The following is a 15,438-nucleotide window of genomic DNA, read 5'->3' on the forward strand; positions in this document are numbered from 1 at the left end:
CCTGCAATATTTAAGCGTGTAGCTGAATGGCCAGGCGGCCAAGTCGTTTACCCTGCGCCAGGCAGAGTGCAGATTCAGTTTCGTCCAGAGGCCGGTCGCTGTTCTGGCCTGCCAGATGGGTTGCACCGTAGGGAGTGCCGCCGGTTTGGGTGCTGATCAGCCCAGCTTCGCTGTAGGGCAGGCCGCAGATTACCATGCCATGATGAAGCAGCGGCAGCATCATCGTTAGCAGGGTGCTTTCCTGTCCTCCATGAAGGCTGGAGCTGGAGCTGAATACCGCGGCGGGTTTGTCGATCAGTGCGCCACTAAGCCAGAGGCTGCTGGTGGAATCAATGAAGTACTTTAACGGCGCTGCCATATTACCAAACCGGGTTGGGCTGCCCAGCGCGAGACCGGAGCAGTTTGCCAGATCGTCAGCGGTACAGTACAGATCGCCGCTGGCCGGAATGCTGTCTTCGGTGGCTTCGCAGTTTGCAGAGATCGCCGGAACGGTGCGCAGACGGGCTTCGATGCCGCATTGTTCGATTCCCCGGGATATCTGCTTCGCCATGGCGCAGGTGGCACCATGGCGACTGTAGTAAAGCACCAGAACGTAAGGGTTCGACACTCAGAGAATCTCCAGAACAGATTCAGGCGGACGACCGATACGGGCTTTACCCTGGGTGATAACGATAGGGCGTTCAATCAAACGGGGGAACTGCACCATCAGGTCGATAATCTGCTGATCACTGAGGCTGTCATCTTTAAGATTGTTCTCTTTATACTCATCTTCACCCTTGCGCAGCAGCTCACGGGGCGCGATACCCAGCTGTGTGATCACCTCAGTCAGTTGTGCGGCGGTCGGTGGATTTTCCAGATAGAGGCGCACCTCAGGGATGACATTATTCTCTTCCAGCAACGCCAGGGTTGCACGGGATTTAGAACAGCGTGGGTTGTGATAGATCTCAACAGTCATGAAACGTATCCTGTTAGTAACGGCAGATAGTATGGTTAGTGCGATATTGTATACAGCTTAGCTACCAGCCTAAAGAGCAGCAGGGTATTATATCGGTTTAATTCATCAACACAGGATCGTTGTGATGAGTAATCATCTGTTAACCCTGCGGAGCGTCTGGCATTTCATTCTCTATCTTGCCCGCCAGTTCGTCATCAATAAGGGGGTGCTGAACGCTTCTGCCCTGACCTATACCACGTTGTTTGCGGTGGTTCCATTGATGACTGTCTCCTACGCAATGCTGGCGGCTATTCCCTCATTTCAGGAAGCCGGGCCGCAACTGCAAGGCTGGATCTTTGAAAACTTTGTCCCGGCAACCGGCGCGGTGGTGCAGGAATATCTGAGTGATTTTGCCGCCCAGGCAAGCAAACTGACTGCTGTCGGTTTGATCTTTCTGTTTGTTACATCGATTATGATGATGAAAAATATTGAAGCTGCATTTAACCGTATCTGGCGAGTCAGTGAACCGCGTAAGGGGATGTCCAGTTTTCTACTGTACTGGGCGGTACTGAGTCTCGGGCCGATTCTGATCGGTGTAGGGTTGCTGGTTAGTTCCTATATCGCGTCTATGTCACTGTTCACCAGTGCGACGGAGCTGGTGGGTAAGGCTCGGCTATTGTCGGTGTTGCCGGTTGCGATGTCTGCCGCTGCGTTTACTCTGTTATATGCTGCCGTGCCTAATTGTAAGGTGCCGCTGGGTAATGCGGTGATCGGCGGGTTGGTGGTTGCACTCCTGTTTGAAACGGCCAAGCGTGCATTTGCGTTTTTTGTCACCCAGTTTCCCTCCTACGAGCTGATATACGGTGCCTTTGCTGCGGTACCCCTGTTTCTGGCCTGGATATTCATCTCCTGGACAATTATTTTGCTGGGGGCCGAGTTGAGTCGGGCGCTGTCGGTTTACCGTGACCATCGGCGGGGCAGACACTATTCTCATCTGCATACCATGGTGGCGGTATTGCAACGGTTGTGGCAGGCTCAGCAGCTTGGCGAGACACTGTCTGACCGACAGTTGCTGCAGCAGGTTAGCGGGCTTGAACAAAATGAGTGGGACAGTTATAGCACGATTTTACTGGATGCTTCGGTGATCAGCCGTACTGATAGAGGGGGCTATATACTGGCTCGTGATATGGGGAGCTTTACCCTGGAGCAACTGAATCAGCTGCTGCCCTGGCCGCTGCCGGAACGCTCTGCCGTAGAGACTGAAGATGGTTGGCAGAATGAACTGGATCAGCGCTTAGAAAATCTGAGCCAGCAGCGCCAGGAGCAACTCAGCCTGACGCTTGAACAGTTGTTTGCTGAAACCACCTGAGACATTTAACCACTGCTCGTAGTGAGCAGCTATCATTACAGTGTTGTAGAGGAATCGAAACTATGCAGTGTTTGCACGCATTTATCAGTGGCCGTGTGCAGGGGGTCTGGTTTCGCCAGTCCACACTTGAGGCTGCTCAGGCACATGGCTTAACCGGTTGGGTACGTAATCTTGATGATGGCCGGGTAGAGGTCATGGCCTGCGGTAACGAGCATGGGCTGATGCAGCTTGAAGCGTGGTTGAGTTTAGGCCCTGCACTGGCCTCTGTTGCAGAGGTTAAAAGCGAACGGGCTGAAACGGCGGAAGCGTTTGACGGTTTTGTGATTCGCTGATGGTTTCTTATAATGTGTACTGCCCTGGATAAAACCGGCTAGATGCTGCGTTTTCAGGTTTAGTCTTCGTAGCGACGCTGATTGCGGTACACTTTTTCCGGGTACCATACTTTTCCGTAGCTGCCGTTGTAGCGTGCCAGGGCCTCGGTCATATTGCCTTTTGAACGCTGCAGATAGTATTTGAGAATAGTCGAACCGTAACGCAGGTTGGTCTGAATGTTGGTGAGATTATCATCGCTGCGGCCGATCTCTTTTTTCCAGAAAGGCATCACCTGCATCAGTCCCTGTGCGCCCACCACTGATACTGCAAACCGGTTGAAGCGACTCTCTGTATGGATAACGCCCAGGATTAATGACACAGGTAACTCAACCCGGTCGGCTTCGGCATGAACGGTGCGCAAAATGTCAATCCGTTCGAGATCATCTTTGACATAACGGTTTGTTCGTCCGGACATATCGGTCAGCCATACTTCTGCGTCAAACCGGTCGGTGAAGCTATTGCTCTGTGCAAATGCCTGCTTTAGCGCATCCCGCAACGCAGGGTCTACTTCTTCTGCTGCAGCCATCGCAGGCAGTGACAGTGAAAAAAACAGTAGCAGAGTTATTGTCAGTCGCACAGACAGCTTCCATCCATCATAAATCAGTCAAAGTAGAGTATTAGTCGGGACAGTTAAACTAAAATCGCCACTCACTTTGTTTATCATGCCCCGGGTCATTTTAAATCACGGCTTCAAATCCTTCAAATTGTGGCGGACCCAGATAGATATCTCTGCGAGAGCCTGCATTGGCGTGAGCTTTTTTAAATGCATCGGATTTAAGCCAGCCTTCAAATGCCGCTTTATCTTCCCATACTGCGTGGGATGACATCAGGGTGTGATCCTCTTTGCTCTCTCCCTGCAGTAGATTAAAGGAGATAAAGCCGGGTACTGTTTCAAGGTGGCTGTCACGGTTTTGCCAGATCTCAATAAAGTCCTGTTCATGGCCTGGCTTAATCCGAAAGCGGTTCATAGCGATATACATAGGTATGGGTATCCTTTGATTAACGTGGCATTGGTTGGTTACAGCCTTGCGCCGGTGGAGCTATTTTCCACGGAGTATTTTAACCATATCAATAATGCTTTGCTCAGTCGGTTTTTTCCAGCCCTGAATTTTCAGTATTTCCAGAACCTGTGCACCTTTCGGATCGTCACTCATTGCCTGAAGCTGTTGTCTCATTATGCTGATATGCGGTTTAAGCTGTGGTGCAGCTAGCAGCAACGGATAGGCTTTATGTAGATTGCTGCGGGCCAGAAGATTAACCGAGGACAGGCTCAATGGAGAGAGTTGCTCCATAAACTGTTTACTTAGCAGGGCGTAGGGCAGATCTCCCTGTTGTACCGCTTTAAGCAGTTGCAGCCAGTTATCGCGGTATGCCATCGCAGCGGGGCGAATCTGTTTCTGCGTCAGTGTCGTCAGGCCAAGGCGGTTAGCAAAGGTTCCTTTGATGCCGCCGAGTGGGCTGTCCTGAATACCACTGAGGCGATGTAGCGTCGCTGCAGGGCCGGATACGATGGCAACCTCTTCGTAGATCCCGGCCGGTTGCATCAGAGGGATAAAGCGAAACTCGCGGATCAGTGTCGGGATCAGTTCGGGAGTGCAGTAGATGATCTCAGCCTGAGAAAATTCCTGTTGGTAGTCTTCAGCAGTGCCGCTGATGACCGGACTCAGGGCTAATCCGGTTGCGCGGCTCAGGTAGATTGCAAACTCATACCAGCGTTCGGAGTTCTGAGCCGTATCACTTGGGGGAACCAGAAGACGGATTTTATCCATGAACAGATACCAGTGCAGGTTTTACTGAGAGACCGTGAGCCTTGAATGACACTCAGCGCTTAATTACAGACCAAAAAAAGCAGGCCTGAGGCCTGCTTATCGGGTTTACTTAGTCACTGTGCGCTCGATAAACCCGCTCAACTCAGCCAACGGGATCTCCTGCTTTTCAGAATCCCGGCGACCTTTGTATTCCAGCGTGCCTGCTTCCAGACCCCGGTCGGAGATGACGATGCGGTGTGGGATGCCCATCAGTTCCATATCGGCCATTTTCACGCCAGGGCTGACCTTAGGACGGTCATCCAGAATGACTTCGTAGCCAGCCTGAGTCAGCTCTGCATAGAGTTTGTCAGCCTGTTCGCGCACCACATCAGATTTTTCATACTTCAGCGCGACCAGCGCGATGCTGAAAGGAGCAATAGCCTCTGGCCAGATAATGCCGTTGCTATCGTAGTTTTGCTCAATTGCCGCAGCCACCACGCGGGTGACACCGATACCATAGCAGCCCATATCCATAGTGACCGCTTTGCCATTTTCATCCAGAACAGTGGCGTTCAGTGCTTTGGCATACTGCTGACCCAGCTGGAAAATATGACCGACTTCGATACCGCGTTTGATAACGATCTTACCCTGGCCACATGGGCTTGGGTCGCCTTCGACAACGTTGCGCAGGTCTGCCACTTCAGGCAGGGCAACATCACGCTCCCAGTTGATGCCGAAATAGTGTTTGCCTTCGATGTTAGCGCCAGCGCCGAAGTCTGACATCTGCGCGACGGTGCGGTCAACGATGCAGGGAATTGGCAGGTTTACCGGCCCCAGTGAACCCGGACCCGCACCGATCAGTGCTTTGATCGATTCTTCATCGGCCATCTCCAGAGGTTCAGCAACCTGAGATAGCTTTTCAGCTTTAATCTCGTTCAGGTCGTGATCACCCCGCACCAGCAGTGCAACGAAGTCGGCTTCGCACTCTTCAGAGGCTTTGACAAACAGGGTTTTAATCGTTTTCTCGATGGGCAGTCCATGCTGTTCAACCAGTTGCGCGATGGTTTTGGCATTGGGCGTCTCAACCAGTGTCATCGCTTCTGTGGGGGCTGCACGCTCGCCTGCCGGTGCCAGTGCTTCCGCTTTTTCAATGTTAGCGGCAAAGTCACTGCTGTCGGAGAAGGCGATATCATCTTCACCAGAGTCCGCCAGTACATGGAATTCGTGAGATGAATTACCCCCGATAGAGCCGTTGTCTGCCAGCACTGGACGGTAGTCCAGACCGATACGGTCAAAAATTTTGCAGTAGGTCTGGTGCATCAGATCATAGGTCTGTTGCAGCGACTCTAGGTTGCAGTGGAAGGAGTATGCGTCCTTCATAATAAATTCACGTGAACGCATTATGCCGAAGCGTGGACGCACTTCGTCGCGAAATTTGGTTTGAATCTGGTAGAAGTTTGCGGGCAACTGCTTGTAACTGTGAATCTCGTTGCGCACCATATCGGTAATCACTTCTTCGTGAGTCGGGCCAACACAGAATTCACGGTTGTGACGGTCATGCACTCTTAGTAGTTCAGGGCCGTATTTTTCCCAGCGACCTGACTCCTGCCAAAGTTCAGCGGGTTGAATCGCAGGCATCAGAACTTCCTGGGCACCCGACTTGTCCATCTCTTCGCGCACAATCCGTTCAACTTTACGCAGGGTACGCAGGCCTGTTGGCAGCCAGTTATACAGGCCGGCGGCGACTTTACGGACCATTCCTGAGCGCAGCATCAGCTGGTGGCTGATAACTTCCGCGTCAGATGGTGTTTCTTTCAGTGTTGCAATCAGAAATTGGCTGGCTCGCATAGATTTTATAAACCTGAAATCGGATAGATAATTTTAGCCAAACATTGTATGTGTCCCTCAGGTCTGGAACAAGGGTCAGGGGGAAGTAAAAAGCATAAAAGCGGTTGAAATACGGTTAATTGCCAGCGACGCTGGCATCTACAGGCCGAGCTTTTCAAGGATCAGCGGATCGTCAAAGTGAAGTGTGCCGATAAAGCGGATCGCATGATCACCGGGGCGGCGCAGAGCTCCGGGATTACTGATCCCCATGGGCCAGAACAACCAGCGTTCGGGGCGCTCAGAGCCCGCTACATAACCCTCAGGGTTGAATACTGAACGCGGGCTATCTTTCGTGGCTAGCTGCAGCAGGTCGGTAAATGGCAGAAGTTGATACTGCTTTGAACCAGACGGTGTCAGATCACTCTTCTGGCTTGCGATCAGCAGGTGGGAGTTGGATGTCAGAGAGATCAGTTGCCGCCCTTTGTCGGTGTGTAAGACAAAGGTAGGTTCCCGATAAAGTTCGGTAGTCGCTGTATAACGTTGTTCTTCTGGCAGAATAAGGCTGTACCAGCAACCACACAGATGGATACTGTCATAGGCCAGAACCTCCCCGGATTGAGTCAGATGAACCCGGAATATAACTGCGTCATGCTTACCGGCGACCAGATCGAAAAGGCCAGTGGGCTGACGTTCAGGAAACCAGATCAAATAGTTGAGTTGTAGGGTGGTCTGCTGATGATAGATACCGTGACTAAGATAGGTGAAGCTGACCGGCAACTGATTCACCTGAAGACCGGTTTCATCCCAGTAAGGGTGTCCCGGCCGGTTAACCGGTTGATTGTCGGGTAACCGCCATAGCGGGGCGTGATAGTCAAACAGAGCTTGTTCGATAGCGGGAGGGAGTGTTGCTATGCCCAGGCTGTTTCGCGCGGCTGCTTTCAGGTCGGGTGCGCTTGTTTGTATGATCTGAGGTGTGTAAGTCTGCCATGCGCTGTTTTGCAACTCGTCAGGTTGCTGTTGCAGCCATTGATGTTCCCGAATAACTCCCTGTTTAAATAGCAGGGCCGTCAGTGGGTATAGTCCGGCTATACGGGCAAGGGGCTGATAATCATTGTCCGCAGGTAGGCTATCTAACCATTGGCGGGTGTTATCGGGGGTAAGTAGTTGTTGTTGCACCAGTTCTTCACTGCATCCATCGATATAACTGCCGGGATCTGCAACATTAAAGTGTTGCTGCCACTGTTGTCGTTGGCTGGCCGGAAGAAGCTGGCTTTCCCGTGTCAGACTGGCTGATGCCAGATGCGACATGTAGCTCAGCAGGTCACCCAGTTGCGGGTCGGACAGTTCAGTCTGGTGGGCGAAGTGATCAACCAGCCGGTTGCTGCGTAACCAGGGGGCACCCGGCATCACTTCACCCTGCTGGATGCCGATGTGACGGATACTAAGCTGCTGCAACGCGGTCAGTGCCGGAATACAACTAGCGGATAGTTTGTTGTCAGGCAGTGTTGGCTGTAGGTTCTGACTGCAGCCAGAGGCAACAAAAGCAAAGAGGAGCAATAGAGTCAGTATCACCATGCGCATCATGAATTCTGTTACCCGTTTGGCTTTCGTATAGATTAAAGTCTTTAGTGACTGAACATATGGAAGATAGTTGATCTGTCGCCTTGGAGCTACTCACCGCAGGCATTATAATCTCGCCTTCTATTATTCCGGTAAACCGATATGCAGCTGAAACAGATTAACAAAGAGCGTTACGCTAAGCATTACAAACAGATTATGATCGGTGCAGTGGTTGTGGTTGCCGCGATCGCCTTAACCCTGTCTACTCTGCTGATCCAACTGATAGGCAATCCTGAGGGTAGCAATTTCTGGCTTAACCTGTCCGGTGTTGTGGTAGGGGGTGTGGTGGTGCTCTCCTTGTTACGGCGTTACCGTGAACATGACTATATGTATGAAGTGGTCTATGTCTGGGAGTTGAAGCAGATGCTCAATAAAATCTATCGTAAGCAGAAAAAAATCATGGCAGCGGTAGAGACCGGTGACCGGGAGGCGATGGTCATCATGAACTGGAGTTACAACGGTTCAGAGCAGCTGTACAATCTGGATAACAATACTATTACCATGGACGATCTGCACCGATCAAAGAAAGCGCTGGAACAGACGATCGAGAAAAGCGGGTTTACGGTGACGATGGAAGATTTTCAGCCGGCTATGCTGGATAAGTTCTGATTCGGGCAGACGTTATGTGCGTTTATGAAAAAAGGCCCATCGGGCCTTTTTTCATGGTTGACGTTAACCGCTACGCCTTATTTCGCACCGGGCCTTCGGGAAAACACTCCAGCTCACTGCTGGATTCAAACCAGCAGGCGCGATAGTCAAAAAATATATTGCGGCGGGGCCGAACGCCCGGATCCTGATCAAGTGTACCTGCCGGAATCGCTATAGTATTGGCGCCTTTCACTTCCCAGGGCAGAGATGATCCGCACCGGCTACAGAAGCAGGAGGCATAAAACTGTGCATCAGGCACTTCATAACGGGTTACCAGATCTGCCCCGCTGAGCCACTTGAATTGTTCCGATGCAACAAACATGAATGAGCCATGGGCGCTGCCAGAACTTTTTTGACAGCGACTGCAGTGACAGTATTGAAAACCTCTGGGGTCTCCCGTGTATTGATATTTTACTGCGCCACAGAGGCAGCTGCCGGTGATGGTTTTATCTGCAGTGTTTTCTTCATGGGTCAAACTGCTCATAACGGTTCCTCTTTATTTCTTATTATTCTTCCTTCAGCGCTTTATCGCCGTTTAGCTGCAGGGCTCTTTTTAAGGGTTGCGTTGAAGATCTATGTTGAAGTGCTGTGTTGAAGGGTTGTGTTGAAGGGCTATAGCAATTTTGGTTCCTGCTCCGAGGGGGGCGTTTTTAGCGTGACTTCACGCTGTGGGAACGGAATCTCAATCCCCGCGTTTCTGAACGCTTTGTAAATTGCCCCATTAATCTGGAACTGTAACTCAAACTGCTGCTTTGTTGGCACCCAGTAGCGATAGGCAATATTCACTGAAGAATCACCGAAGCCTGCAATGCCCACCTGCGGTGCAGGGTTCTGCACGATAGTGGCATTAGCGTTAAGTTGCTCGCTGATCAGTTCAATCGCTTTATCAGGGCTGGCGGAGTAACTGATGCCGATAGACGCTTCAACGATGGTGTTCTCAAAGGAGTTAACCAGCACCTCGCCAACAATATGTTTGTTGGGGATGGTGATAATTTCACCATCTTCAGTCGACAGTTGGGTATAGGCCAGTCGGATCTCTTCCACTACGCCGCAGACATCATTGCAACGAATGGTATTACCGACGACGAAGGGGCGCGTCAGGATAATCGTGAAACCCGCTCCGTAGTTAGAGAAGACTCCCTGTAGTGCCAGACCAATACTGAGGGAGATCGCGCCAATGGCTGCGATAAAGGGGGCTACGCTGATGCCGAACTTACCCAGGCAGATGATGGCTACCATCGCTACCAGCAATAGCTTAATGGTACTGCTGATAAAGTTGCTGAGTGTGACATCAACATGATTACGCAGGCAGAGCCGGAGGGTCAGCTTACCAATCCAGCGGGCCACGATCAGACCAATGATGAGAATGATGATAGCCCCGATCACCTGGAAACTGTAGTTAACAAAGAAATCGATAATCAGAGTGTAAAACTGTGTCAGAGTGGCCAGTTCGTCCTTGATCATGGACGGGTCTCCTGTATCTGTTGTCTCTTCGCTATAGAGACATCGCTATGCATATTTTACTAAATACGGCGGTACAGCTAACTGGCGCGGCGACCATAGTTTGGTTCGCAACCGTCCAGTAACTCAATAAATTCGATCAGCTGATCGAGCTGTCGTTCATTGTATACCGGAAATCCGTTTCGCATAAGCTCATCAGCGGTTGCACCAGAGCCTGCCTTGATGGAGCCGGTGAAATTGCCATCATAAATTTCGAGGTTACCACAGGAGGGGCTGCGGGACTTCAGCAGGGCACAGCAACAGCCTTCACGCTGTGCAATCTCGAGGGTTTTTTCAGCGCCGGAGAGAAACTGTGGCGTAACGTCTTCACCGTTAATGTCGGTGATTCGCAGTGGGAATTTATCCTGAATCTCTGCGGGATGCCGCGGGGTAGGGAGCCCGCCTTCCTGCTCAGGACAGACAGATACAAGGCGTCCTTGCTGCTGCAAGCGGTGGATGAAATTGCTATCTATCAGATTGTCTTTGCCGTCGTAACGGACTTTACAACCTAACAGACATGCACTGATCAGTATTTTATTTTTTTTATTCATAATTCAGCTTGTGCATATGTGTGACAGTGTTTGACGGTGCGAATTCTAACAGCAAAACAGGGCTGTACCATTAAACTAATGCTTAAAGGTGACATTTGTATGATCCAGGGCAGTTTGAATCCGTTGCTCGTACTACCTAAAAGCGAAAAATTTTCAATTTACTGTTTACGAATTAAGGGGTTTTGGGGTATATACTTAGGGGAATACCCCTATGTTTGCATTGTGAATCAATAGCGCGATAGGGAACTGATAATAAAAACCAGGAATTCCCGATGTATCTGAGTCTTACCGAAGAGCAACAGATGATACAGGACACTGCCCGTCGTTTTGCGGAAAGTGAACTGGCCCCTGTTGCAGAGCAGCTGGATCAAACCAAAGATAAAACCATTCTTACCCATCATTGCCGTCAGCTTGCCGAGCTGGGATTCATGGGATTGAACATCGATGCGGAATACGGTGGCACTGAAGCCGGTGCGGTGGCTTTTAGCCTGGCTATCACCGAGATCGCCAGAGCCTGTGCCTCCACCGCCGTGACCATGTCAGTGACCAATATGGTAGCTGAGGTGATTCAGGTGGTGGGTAGTGAAGCGCAGAAACAGCAATACCTGCCAAAAATTTGTAGTGGTGAGTATCTCAGCGGAAGCTTTTGTCTGACTGAAGCCGGCGCCGGTTCGGATCCTGCATCGATGCGCACTAAAGCGGTGAAGACAGATAACGGCTGGGCTATTAGCGGTACTAAACAGTGGATTACCAGTGCGGAGTTTGCCGGAGTCTTTGTGGTGTGGGCGGTGACCGATCCTGAGGCTAAAAAAGGCAGAGGGATCACCTGTTTTCTGGTGCCTGCCGATGCTGACGGTATCACTGTCGGTCCCGCCGAAAAGAAGATGGGGCAGCATGGTTCGGCCACCAACGAGGTGCATTTTGATCAGTGTGAAGTGCCGGATAGCGCCATTCTGGGTAAGCTAAATGATGGTTTCCGAATTGCTGTTGCGGAACTGGCAGGCGGACGTATTGGTATCGGTTCTCTGGCGCTTGGCGTGGGGCTGGCTGCTATGGATTATGCGATTGGCTATACCAAAGAGCGTCAGCAGTTTGGCAAGCCCATTGCTGATTTCCAGGGCTTGCAGTGGATGATTGCCGACCGTATGACTGAGCTTGAAGCCGCTCGTCTGTTGCTCATGAGTGCTGCAGACCGTAAACAGCGTGGGCTGAGTTTTGCTAAAGAAGCGTCGATGGCAAAACTGTTCGCCAGCGAAAAAGCCAATCAGGCCTGTTATACCGCTCTGCAACTACTGGGTGGTTACGGCTATATGCAGGAATACCCCCTCGAGCGGATGACCCGCGATGTCAGGATTACCTCTATCTATGAAGGTACCAGCGAGGTCCAGCGACTGATCATCGCCCGTGAAATACTCAATGCAGCAGGCTGAGGTCTTATTGTGAAAGCGCCATTGAAAGGCCTGAAAGTGCTTGATCTTTCAACCCTGTTACCCGGCCCCTATGCGACTATGTTGCTGGCTGATCTGGGGGCTGAGGTGTTGCGGGTTGAGTCTGCCTCGCGGCATGACCTGGTGCGTAATATGAAACCGCAGATTGATGGTCAGTCTGCGGCTTTCAGTTATTTGAATCGGGGCAAACAATCACTGGCACTAAACCTTAAGCACCCTGAAGCTGCAGGACTGATCCGCCAGTTGGTGCTTGAATACGATATTCTGATTGAGCAGTTCCGTCCCGGTGTCATGGCTCGCTTAGGGTTGGATTATGAAACCCTGAAACAATCCAATCCGCAACTGATCTACTGCTCTGTTACCGGGTATGGGCAGTCCGGTCCCTACCGTGACCGGGCAGGGCATGATCTAAATTATCTGGCGCTGTCCGGCGCTGCCAGTCATATGGGGCGAAAGTCCGCCGGGCCTGCCCCGATGGGAATGCAGGTAGCCGATGTGGCGGCGGGCTCTCACCCTGCGGTGATGGCCATTCTGGCTGCGGTTATTGGCAGGCATAGCAGTGGCGAGGGTTGTTATCTGGATATTTCGATGGCGGATAACACTCTGGCGCTGCAGGCGTTGATGACACCGGGTGCGCTTAATGGTGGTGGTGACCCCGAACCGGAAGGTAACTTCCTCAACGGCGCTGGATTTTATGATTACTACCGCACTGCTGATGATCGGTTTATTTCCGTAGGAAGTCTGGAACCTCAGTTTCGTCAGCGTCTGGCGCAGGCGTTGAATATCCAGGATAGTCCGCCCCTGGAAGACCGGCAGTTTAAGACGTTGCTACAGCAAAAATTTATCCATCAGGATCTGGATCACTGGTGTGAACAACTGGATGGACTGGATATCTGTGTTGAGCCGGTATTAACCGTTTCAGAAGCCGCCGAACACCCGCAGTTTAGCGCCCGTAAACTAATCGTAACTCGAGAGAGTGGTGAGCGGCAGGTCGGTTCTGCACTGGGGTTTGAAAAGCAAGCGATCCGCCCGGCGCCCCGCTGTGGTGAACAGGGGTGGCAGGTTATGGAAGGATTAGGCTATAGCGCCAGCGAGATTGACAAGCTCAGATTGTCGGGTCTGTTTGATTAAAAAGCTGAAGCATTATGCTTGAAAATTCAGATTAAAAAGATCGAATTCAAAAAGCTTAAATTAAGTAAGTACAACTAAAAGGGATGAACTTGCCGGGAGAAGATAATCACGCCTTCCTGCGGCAAGGCCTTAATAAACATAATAACGAGGCAAATAATGACTATTGCTAACTATCAGGAATTTTACGATTCCTTTACTCCGTCCATGATTGAGGAACAGCTGCTTGGTGACCTGAAACAGGGGTTCAATGTCTGTGAAGAGATATGCGATCGTTGGGCTAAAGACGAAACCCGTGTGGCGCTCAATTACGAGGGCGTCAGCAGACCCGCTTCCAGCCACACCTTCGCTGAACTGCAACGCAAAGCGGCTCAATTCGCCAATATGCTCAGCGCCCGTGGTATCGGTAAGGGTGACCGGGTGGCCTGTCTGATGCCAAGAACGCCGGAGCTGCTGGTGGTGGTATTAGGCGTATTGCGTGCCGGTGCCGTGTACCAACCACTGTTTACAGCGTTTGGTGGTGGAGCTATCGAGTACCGGGTTACCCAGGCTGAGACGAAACTGGTGGTCACCGATCCGGATAACATCTCCAAACTGGATACGGTCAATGGCTGCCCGCCAATTCTGTTGTTTAATCGGGACAATGCCGATGCTAAGTATGCCGCTTTAGATGATTTTGAGACTGAGTTAAGCGCTCAGGATTCAAACTTTGAGCCGGTTAGAATCGGCGCCGATGATCCGTTTCTGCAGATGTTTACCTCAGGTACCGTGGGTAAAGCGAAAGGGGTCGCCGTGCCTGCGCGGGCGTTGTTGTCGTTCTATGTTTACATGCGTTATGCCATCGGGCTACACCCCGAAGATCGTTACTGGAACGTTGCCGATCCGGGTTGGGCATATGGTTTGTATTACGCGGTAGTCGGGCCGCTGCTACTGGGTAATACCACCCATTTTAATGAGAACGCCTTCACCCCTGAAACAACGTACGCGATGTTGCGCAAGTACAAAATCACTAATCTGGCTGCTGCGCCAACCGCGTATCGTTTACTGATGGCCAATGATGGTTTGCTCGACAAGGCTGATAGCTTCGATTTGCGACTGGCGAGCAGCGCCGGTGAACCACTTAATCCCGAGGTGATCGGTTGGGTTGAGCGTCGTTTAGGCTGCCCGGTTATGGATCATTATGGTCAGACTGAAACCGGTATGACCGCGTGCAACCATCATGACCTTGAACAGCGCATTGTGCGGGTCGGTTCGATGGGCTTCTCAATGCCTGGCCACCGTGTTGTTGCGTTGGATAATGATCTGAATGAGCTGGGCGAAGGGCAGATTGGTGAATTAGCGGTGGATATGGAAAAATCCCCGCTGTTCTTCTTTCCGGGTTATACCTGGGGCGAGAAAAACCCGTTCCGGGGAAAATACTATCTCACCGGTGACGTGGTGATCAGCCACGGTGATGGCAGTTACTCTTTCAATGGCCGGGATGACGATATTATCACCACCGCCGGATATCGTGTCGGGCCATCGGATGTTGAAAGCACGTTGCTGGAGCATCAGGCGGTTGCGGAAAGTGGTGTTATCGGTAAGCCAGATCCGGAACGGGGTGCGATCATCAAAGCCTATGTGGTGCTGAAATCACAGTATGATCCCAGCGAAGAACTGGCTGCAGAGCTGAAGAGTCATGTGCGCAGTCGTCTGTCGACCCATGCGTTCCCCCGTGAGATCGAGTTTATGGCGGAGTTGCCAAAAACCCCGAGTGGTAAAATTCAGCGGTTTATTCTTCGCAACCGGGCGAAAGATGAAGCCGATGGGATGGCGTAAGGGTGGTTCAGCTAAATGCTTTGCCAGCGGAGTACCGGGTTCGCAACCCGGACTTCGCGGCCGAAGTTGAACGGGTTTTTTACCAGGCCCCGTTTGTCCGGGATCTAGGATTTCAGCTGGTCAGCTTTGAGGCTGGCCGCTGCGAAACCGGGTTGATATTGCAAGAGAAACATCTGCAGCAGGATGGTTATGTGCATGCGGGTGTGCAGGCAACGCTGGCGGATCATTCAGCCGGCACTGCGGCAGCAACCCTGATAGCCGAGGGTCAGATTATTCTCACGGCTGAGTTTAAGGTTAATCTGCTGCGGGCAGCAAAGGGTGAACAACTGAGTTGCCGGGCCTGGGTGTTGAAGCCTGGTGCAAACCTGATCATTGCCGAAGCTGAGGTCTACTGTGTCAGCGGCGATACCGCCGAGTTGGTATCTAAAGCGACGGTGACGCTGGCGGTGGTCGATAGTCGCAAACAATAATAATG

At 51.6% G+C, this 15,438-nt stretch carries 17 protein-coding genes; 7 read left to right on the forward strand and 10 right to left on the reverse strand.

Annotated elements, in window-relative coordinates; all coding sequences use genetic code 11:
- Positions 1–10 precede the first annotated feature (10 nt).
- Entirely contained in the window at positions 11–607 is a 597-nt protein-coding gene (gene wrbA, locus Q0499_RS16720) for an NAD(P)H:quinone oxidoreductase (protein WP_299201572.1), read from the reverse strand.
- Complete coding sequence (gene arsC / locus Q0499_RS16725; RefSeq protein ID WP_299201575.1) at positions 608–955, reverse strand: arsenate reductase (glutaredoxin); 348 nt, start codon at positions 953–955, stop codon at positions 608–610.
- Positions 956–1,079: 124 nt separating this feature from the next.
- Between arsC and Q0499_RS16730 the strand changes: the two genes are divergently transcribed.
- Both Q0499_RS16730 and Q0499_RS16735 read left to right on the forward strand, forming a co-directional pair.
- Complete coding sequence (locus tag Q0499_RS16730; protein ID WP_299201580.1) at positions 1,080–2,303, forward strand: YihY family inner membrane protein; 1,224 nt, start codon at positions 1,080–1,082, stop codon at positions 2,301–2,303.
- Between the two features lie 62 nt (positions 2,304–2,365).
- A complete protein-coding gene (locus Q0499_RS16735; protein ID WP_299201583.1) occupies positions 2,366–2,635 on the forward strand; it encodes an acylphosphatase in 270 nt (89 codons plus the stop codon).
- A 59-nt stretch (positions 2,636–2,694) separates the two neighbouring features.
- On the opposite strand, the gene Q0499_RS16740 is transcribed toward Q0499_RS16735, so the two are convergent.
- From Q0499_RS16740 to Q0499_RS16760, 5 genes are all read right to left on the reverse strand, one after another.
- Positions 2,695–3,252, reverse strand: coding sequence for a lytic transglycosylase domain-containing protein (locus tag Q0499_RS16740; protein WP_299201586.1), 558 nt, complete (start codon positions 3,250–3,252; stop codon positions 2,695–2,697).
- A 100-nt stretch (positions 3,253–3,352) separates the two neighbouring features.
- Positions 3,353–3,655, reverse strand: coding sequence for an antibiotic biosynthesis monooxygenase (locus Q0499_RS16745; protein ID WP_299201589.1), 303 nt, complete (start codon positions 3,653–3,655; stop codon positions 3,353–3,355).
- A 60-nt stretch (positions 3,656–3,715) separates the two neighbouring features.
- Positions 3,716–4,444, reverse strand: a complete 729-nt coding sequence (locus tag Q0499_RS16750; RefSeq protein WP_299201592.1) for a PhnD/SsuA/transferrin family substrate-binding protein — start codon at positions 4,442–4,444, stop codon at positions 3,716–3,718.
- A gap of 105 nt (positions 4,445–4,549) precedes the next feature.
- Complete coding sequence (locus tag Q0499_RS16755; protein ID WP_299201595.1) at positions 4,550–6,271, reverse strand: proline--tRNA ligase; 1,722 nt, start codon at positions 6,269–6,271, stop codon at positions 4,550–4,552.
- 138 nt (positions 6,272–6,409) lie between these two features.
- Positions 6,410–7,825 carry a hypothetical protein gene (locus Q0499_RS16760; protein WP_299201598.1) on the reverse strand — a complete coding sequence of 472 codons (1,416 nt, stop codon included), beginning with the start codon at positions 7,823–7,825 and terminating at the stop codon, positions 6,410–6,412.
- Between the two features lie 147 nt (positions 7,826–7,972).
- Here Q0499_RS16760 and Q0499_RS16765 point away from each other — a divergent pair, with 147 nt between their 5' ends.
- Positions 7,973–8,479, forward strand: coding sequence for a DUF3087 family protein (locus Q0499_RS16765; RefSeq protein ID WP_299201600.1), 507 nt, complete (start codon positions 7,973–7,975; stop codon positions 8,477–8,479).
- 70 nt (positions 8,480–8,549) lie between these two features.
- Here Q0499_RS16765 and Q0499_RS16770 read toward each other — a convergent pair whose 3' ends face one another.
- The 3 genes from Q0499_RS16770 to Q0499_RS16780 all read right to left on the reverse strand — a co-directional run bounded on the left by Q0499_RS16770 (position 8,550) and on the right by Q0499_RS16780 (position 10,569).
- Complete coding sequence (locus Q0499_RS16770) at positions 8,550–9,002, reverse strand: GFA family protein (protein WP_299201605.1); 453 nt, start codon at positions 9,000–9,002, stop codon at positions 8,550–8,552.
- A gap of 128 nt (positions 9,003–9,130) precedes the next feature.
- The gene (locus tag Q0499_RS16775) at positions 9,131–9,982 is read right to left on the reverse strand and encodes a mechanosensitive ion channel domain-containing protein (protein WP_299201608.1); all 852 of its coding nucleotides are present in this window, start codon (positions 9,980–9,982) and stop codon (positions 9,131–9,133) included.
- Between the two features lie 77 nt (positions 9,983–10,059).
- A complete protein-coding gene (locus tag Q0499_RS16780) occupies positions 10,060–10,569 on the reverse strand; it encodes a DUF523 domain-containing protein (RefSeq protein WP_299201611.1) in 510 nt (169 codons plus the stop codon).
- A 272-nt stretch (positions 10,570–10,841) separates the two neighbouring features.
- Here Q0499_RS16780 and Q0499_RS16785 point away from each other — a divergent pair, with 272 nt between their 5' ends.
- From Q0499_RS16785 to Q0499_RS16800, 4 genes are all read left to right on the forward strand, one after another.
- Positions 10,842–11,999 (forward strand): acyl-CoA dehydrogenase family protein, encoded by a 1,158-nt coding sequence (locus tag Q0499_RS16785; protein ID WP_299201614.1) that lies wholly within the window; start codon positions 10,842–10,844, stop codon positions 11,997–11,999.
- A 9-nt stretch (positions 12,000–12,008) separates the two neighbouring features.
- Positions 12,009–13,148, forward strand: a complete 1,140-nt coding sequence (locus tag Q0499_RS16790) for a CaiB/BaiF CoA-transferase family protein (protein WP_299201617.1) — start codon at positions 12,009–12,011, stop codon at positions 13,146–13,148.
- Positions 13,149–13,304: 156 nt separating this feature from the next.
- Entirely contained in the window at positions 13,305–14,963 is a 1,659-nt protein-coding gene (locus Q0499_RS16795) for an AMP-binding protein (protein WP_299201621.1), read from the forward strand.
- A gap of 2 nt (positions 14,964–14,965) precedes the next feature.
- A complete protein-coding gene (locus tag Q0499_RS16800; protein ID WP_299201624.1) occupies positions 14,966–15,433 on the forward strand; it encodes a PaaI family thioesterase in 468 nt (155 codons plus the stop codon).
- Positions 15,434–15,438: the final 5 nt, after the last annotated feature.

Source organism: uncultured Amphritea sp., from assembly GCF_937127095.1.
Taxonomy (GTDB): Bacteria; Pseudomonadota; Gammaproteobacteria; order Pseudomonadales; family Balneatricaceae; genus Amphritea.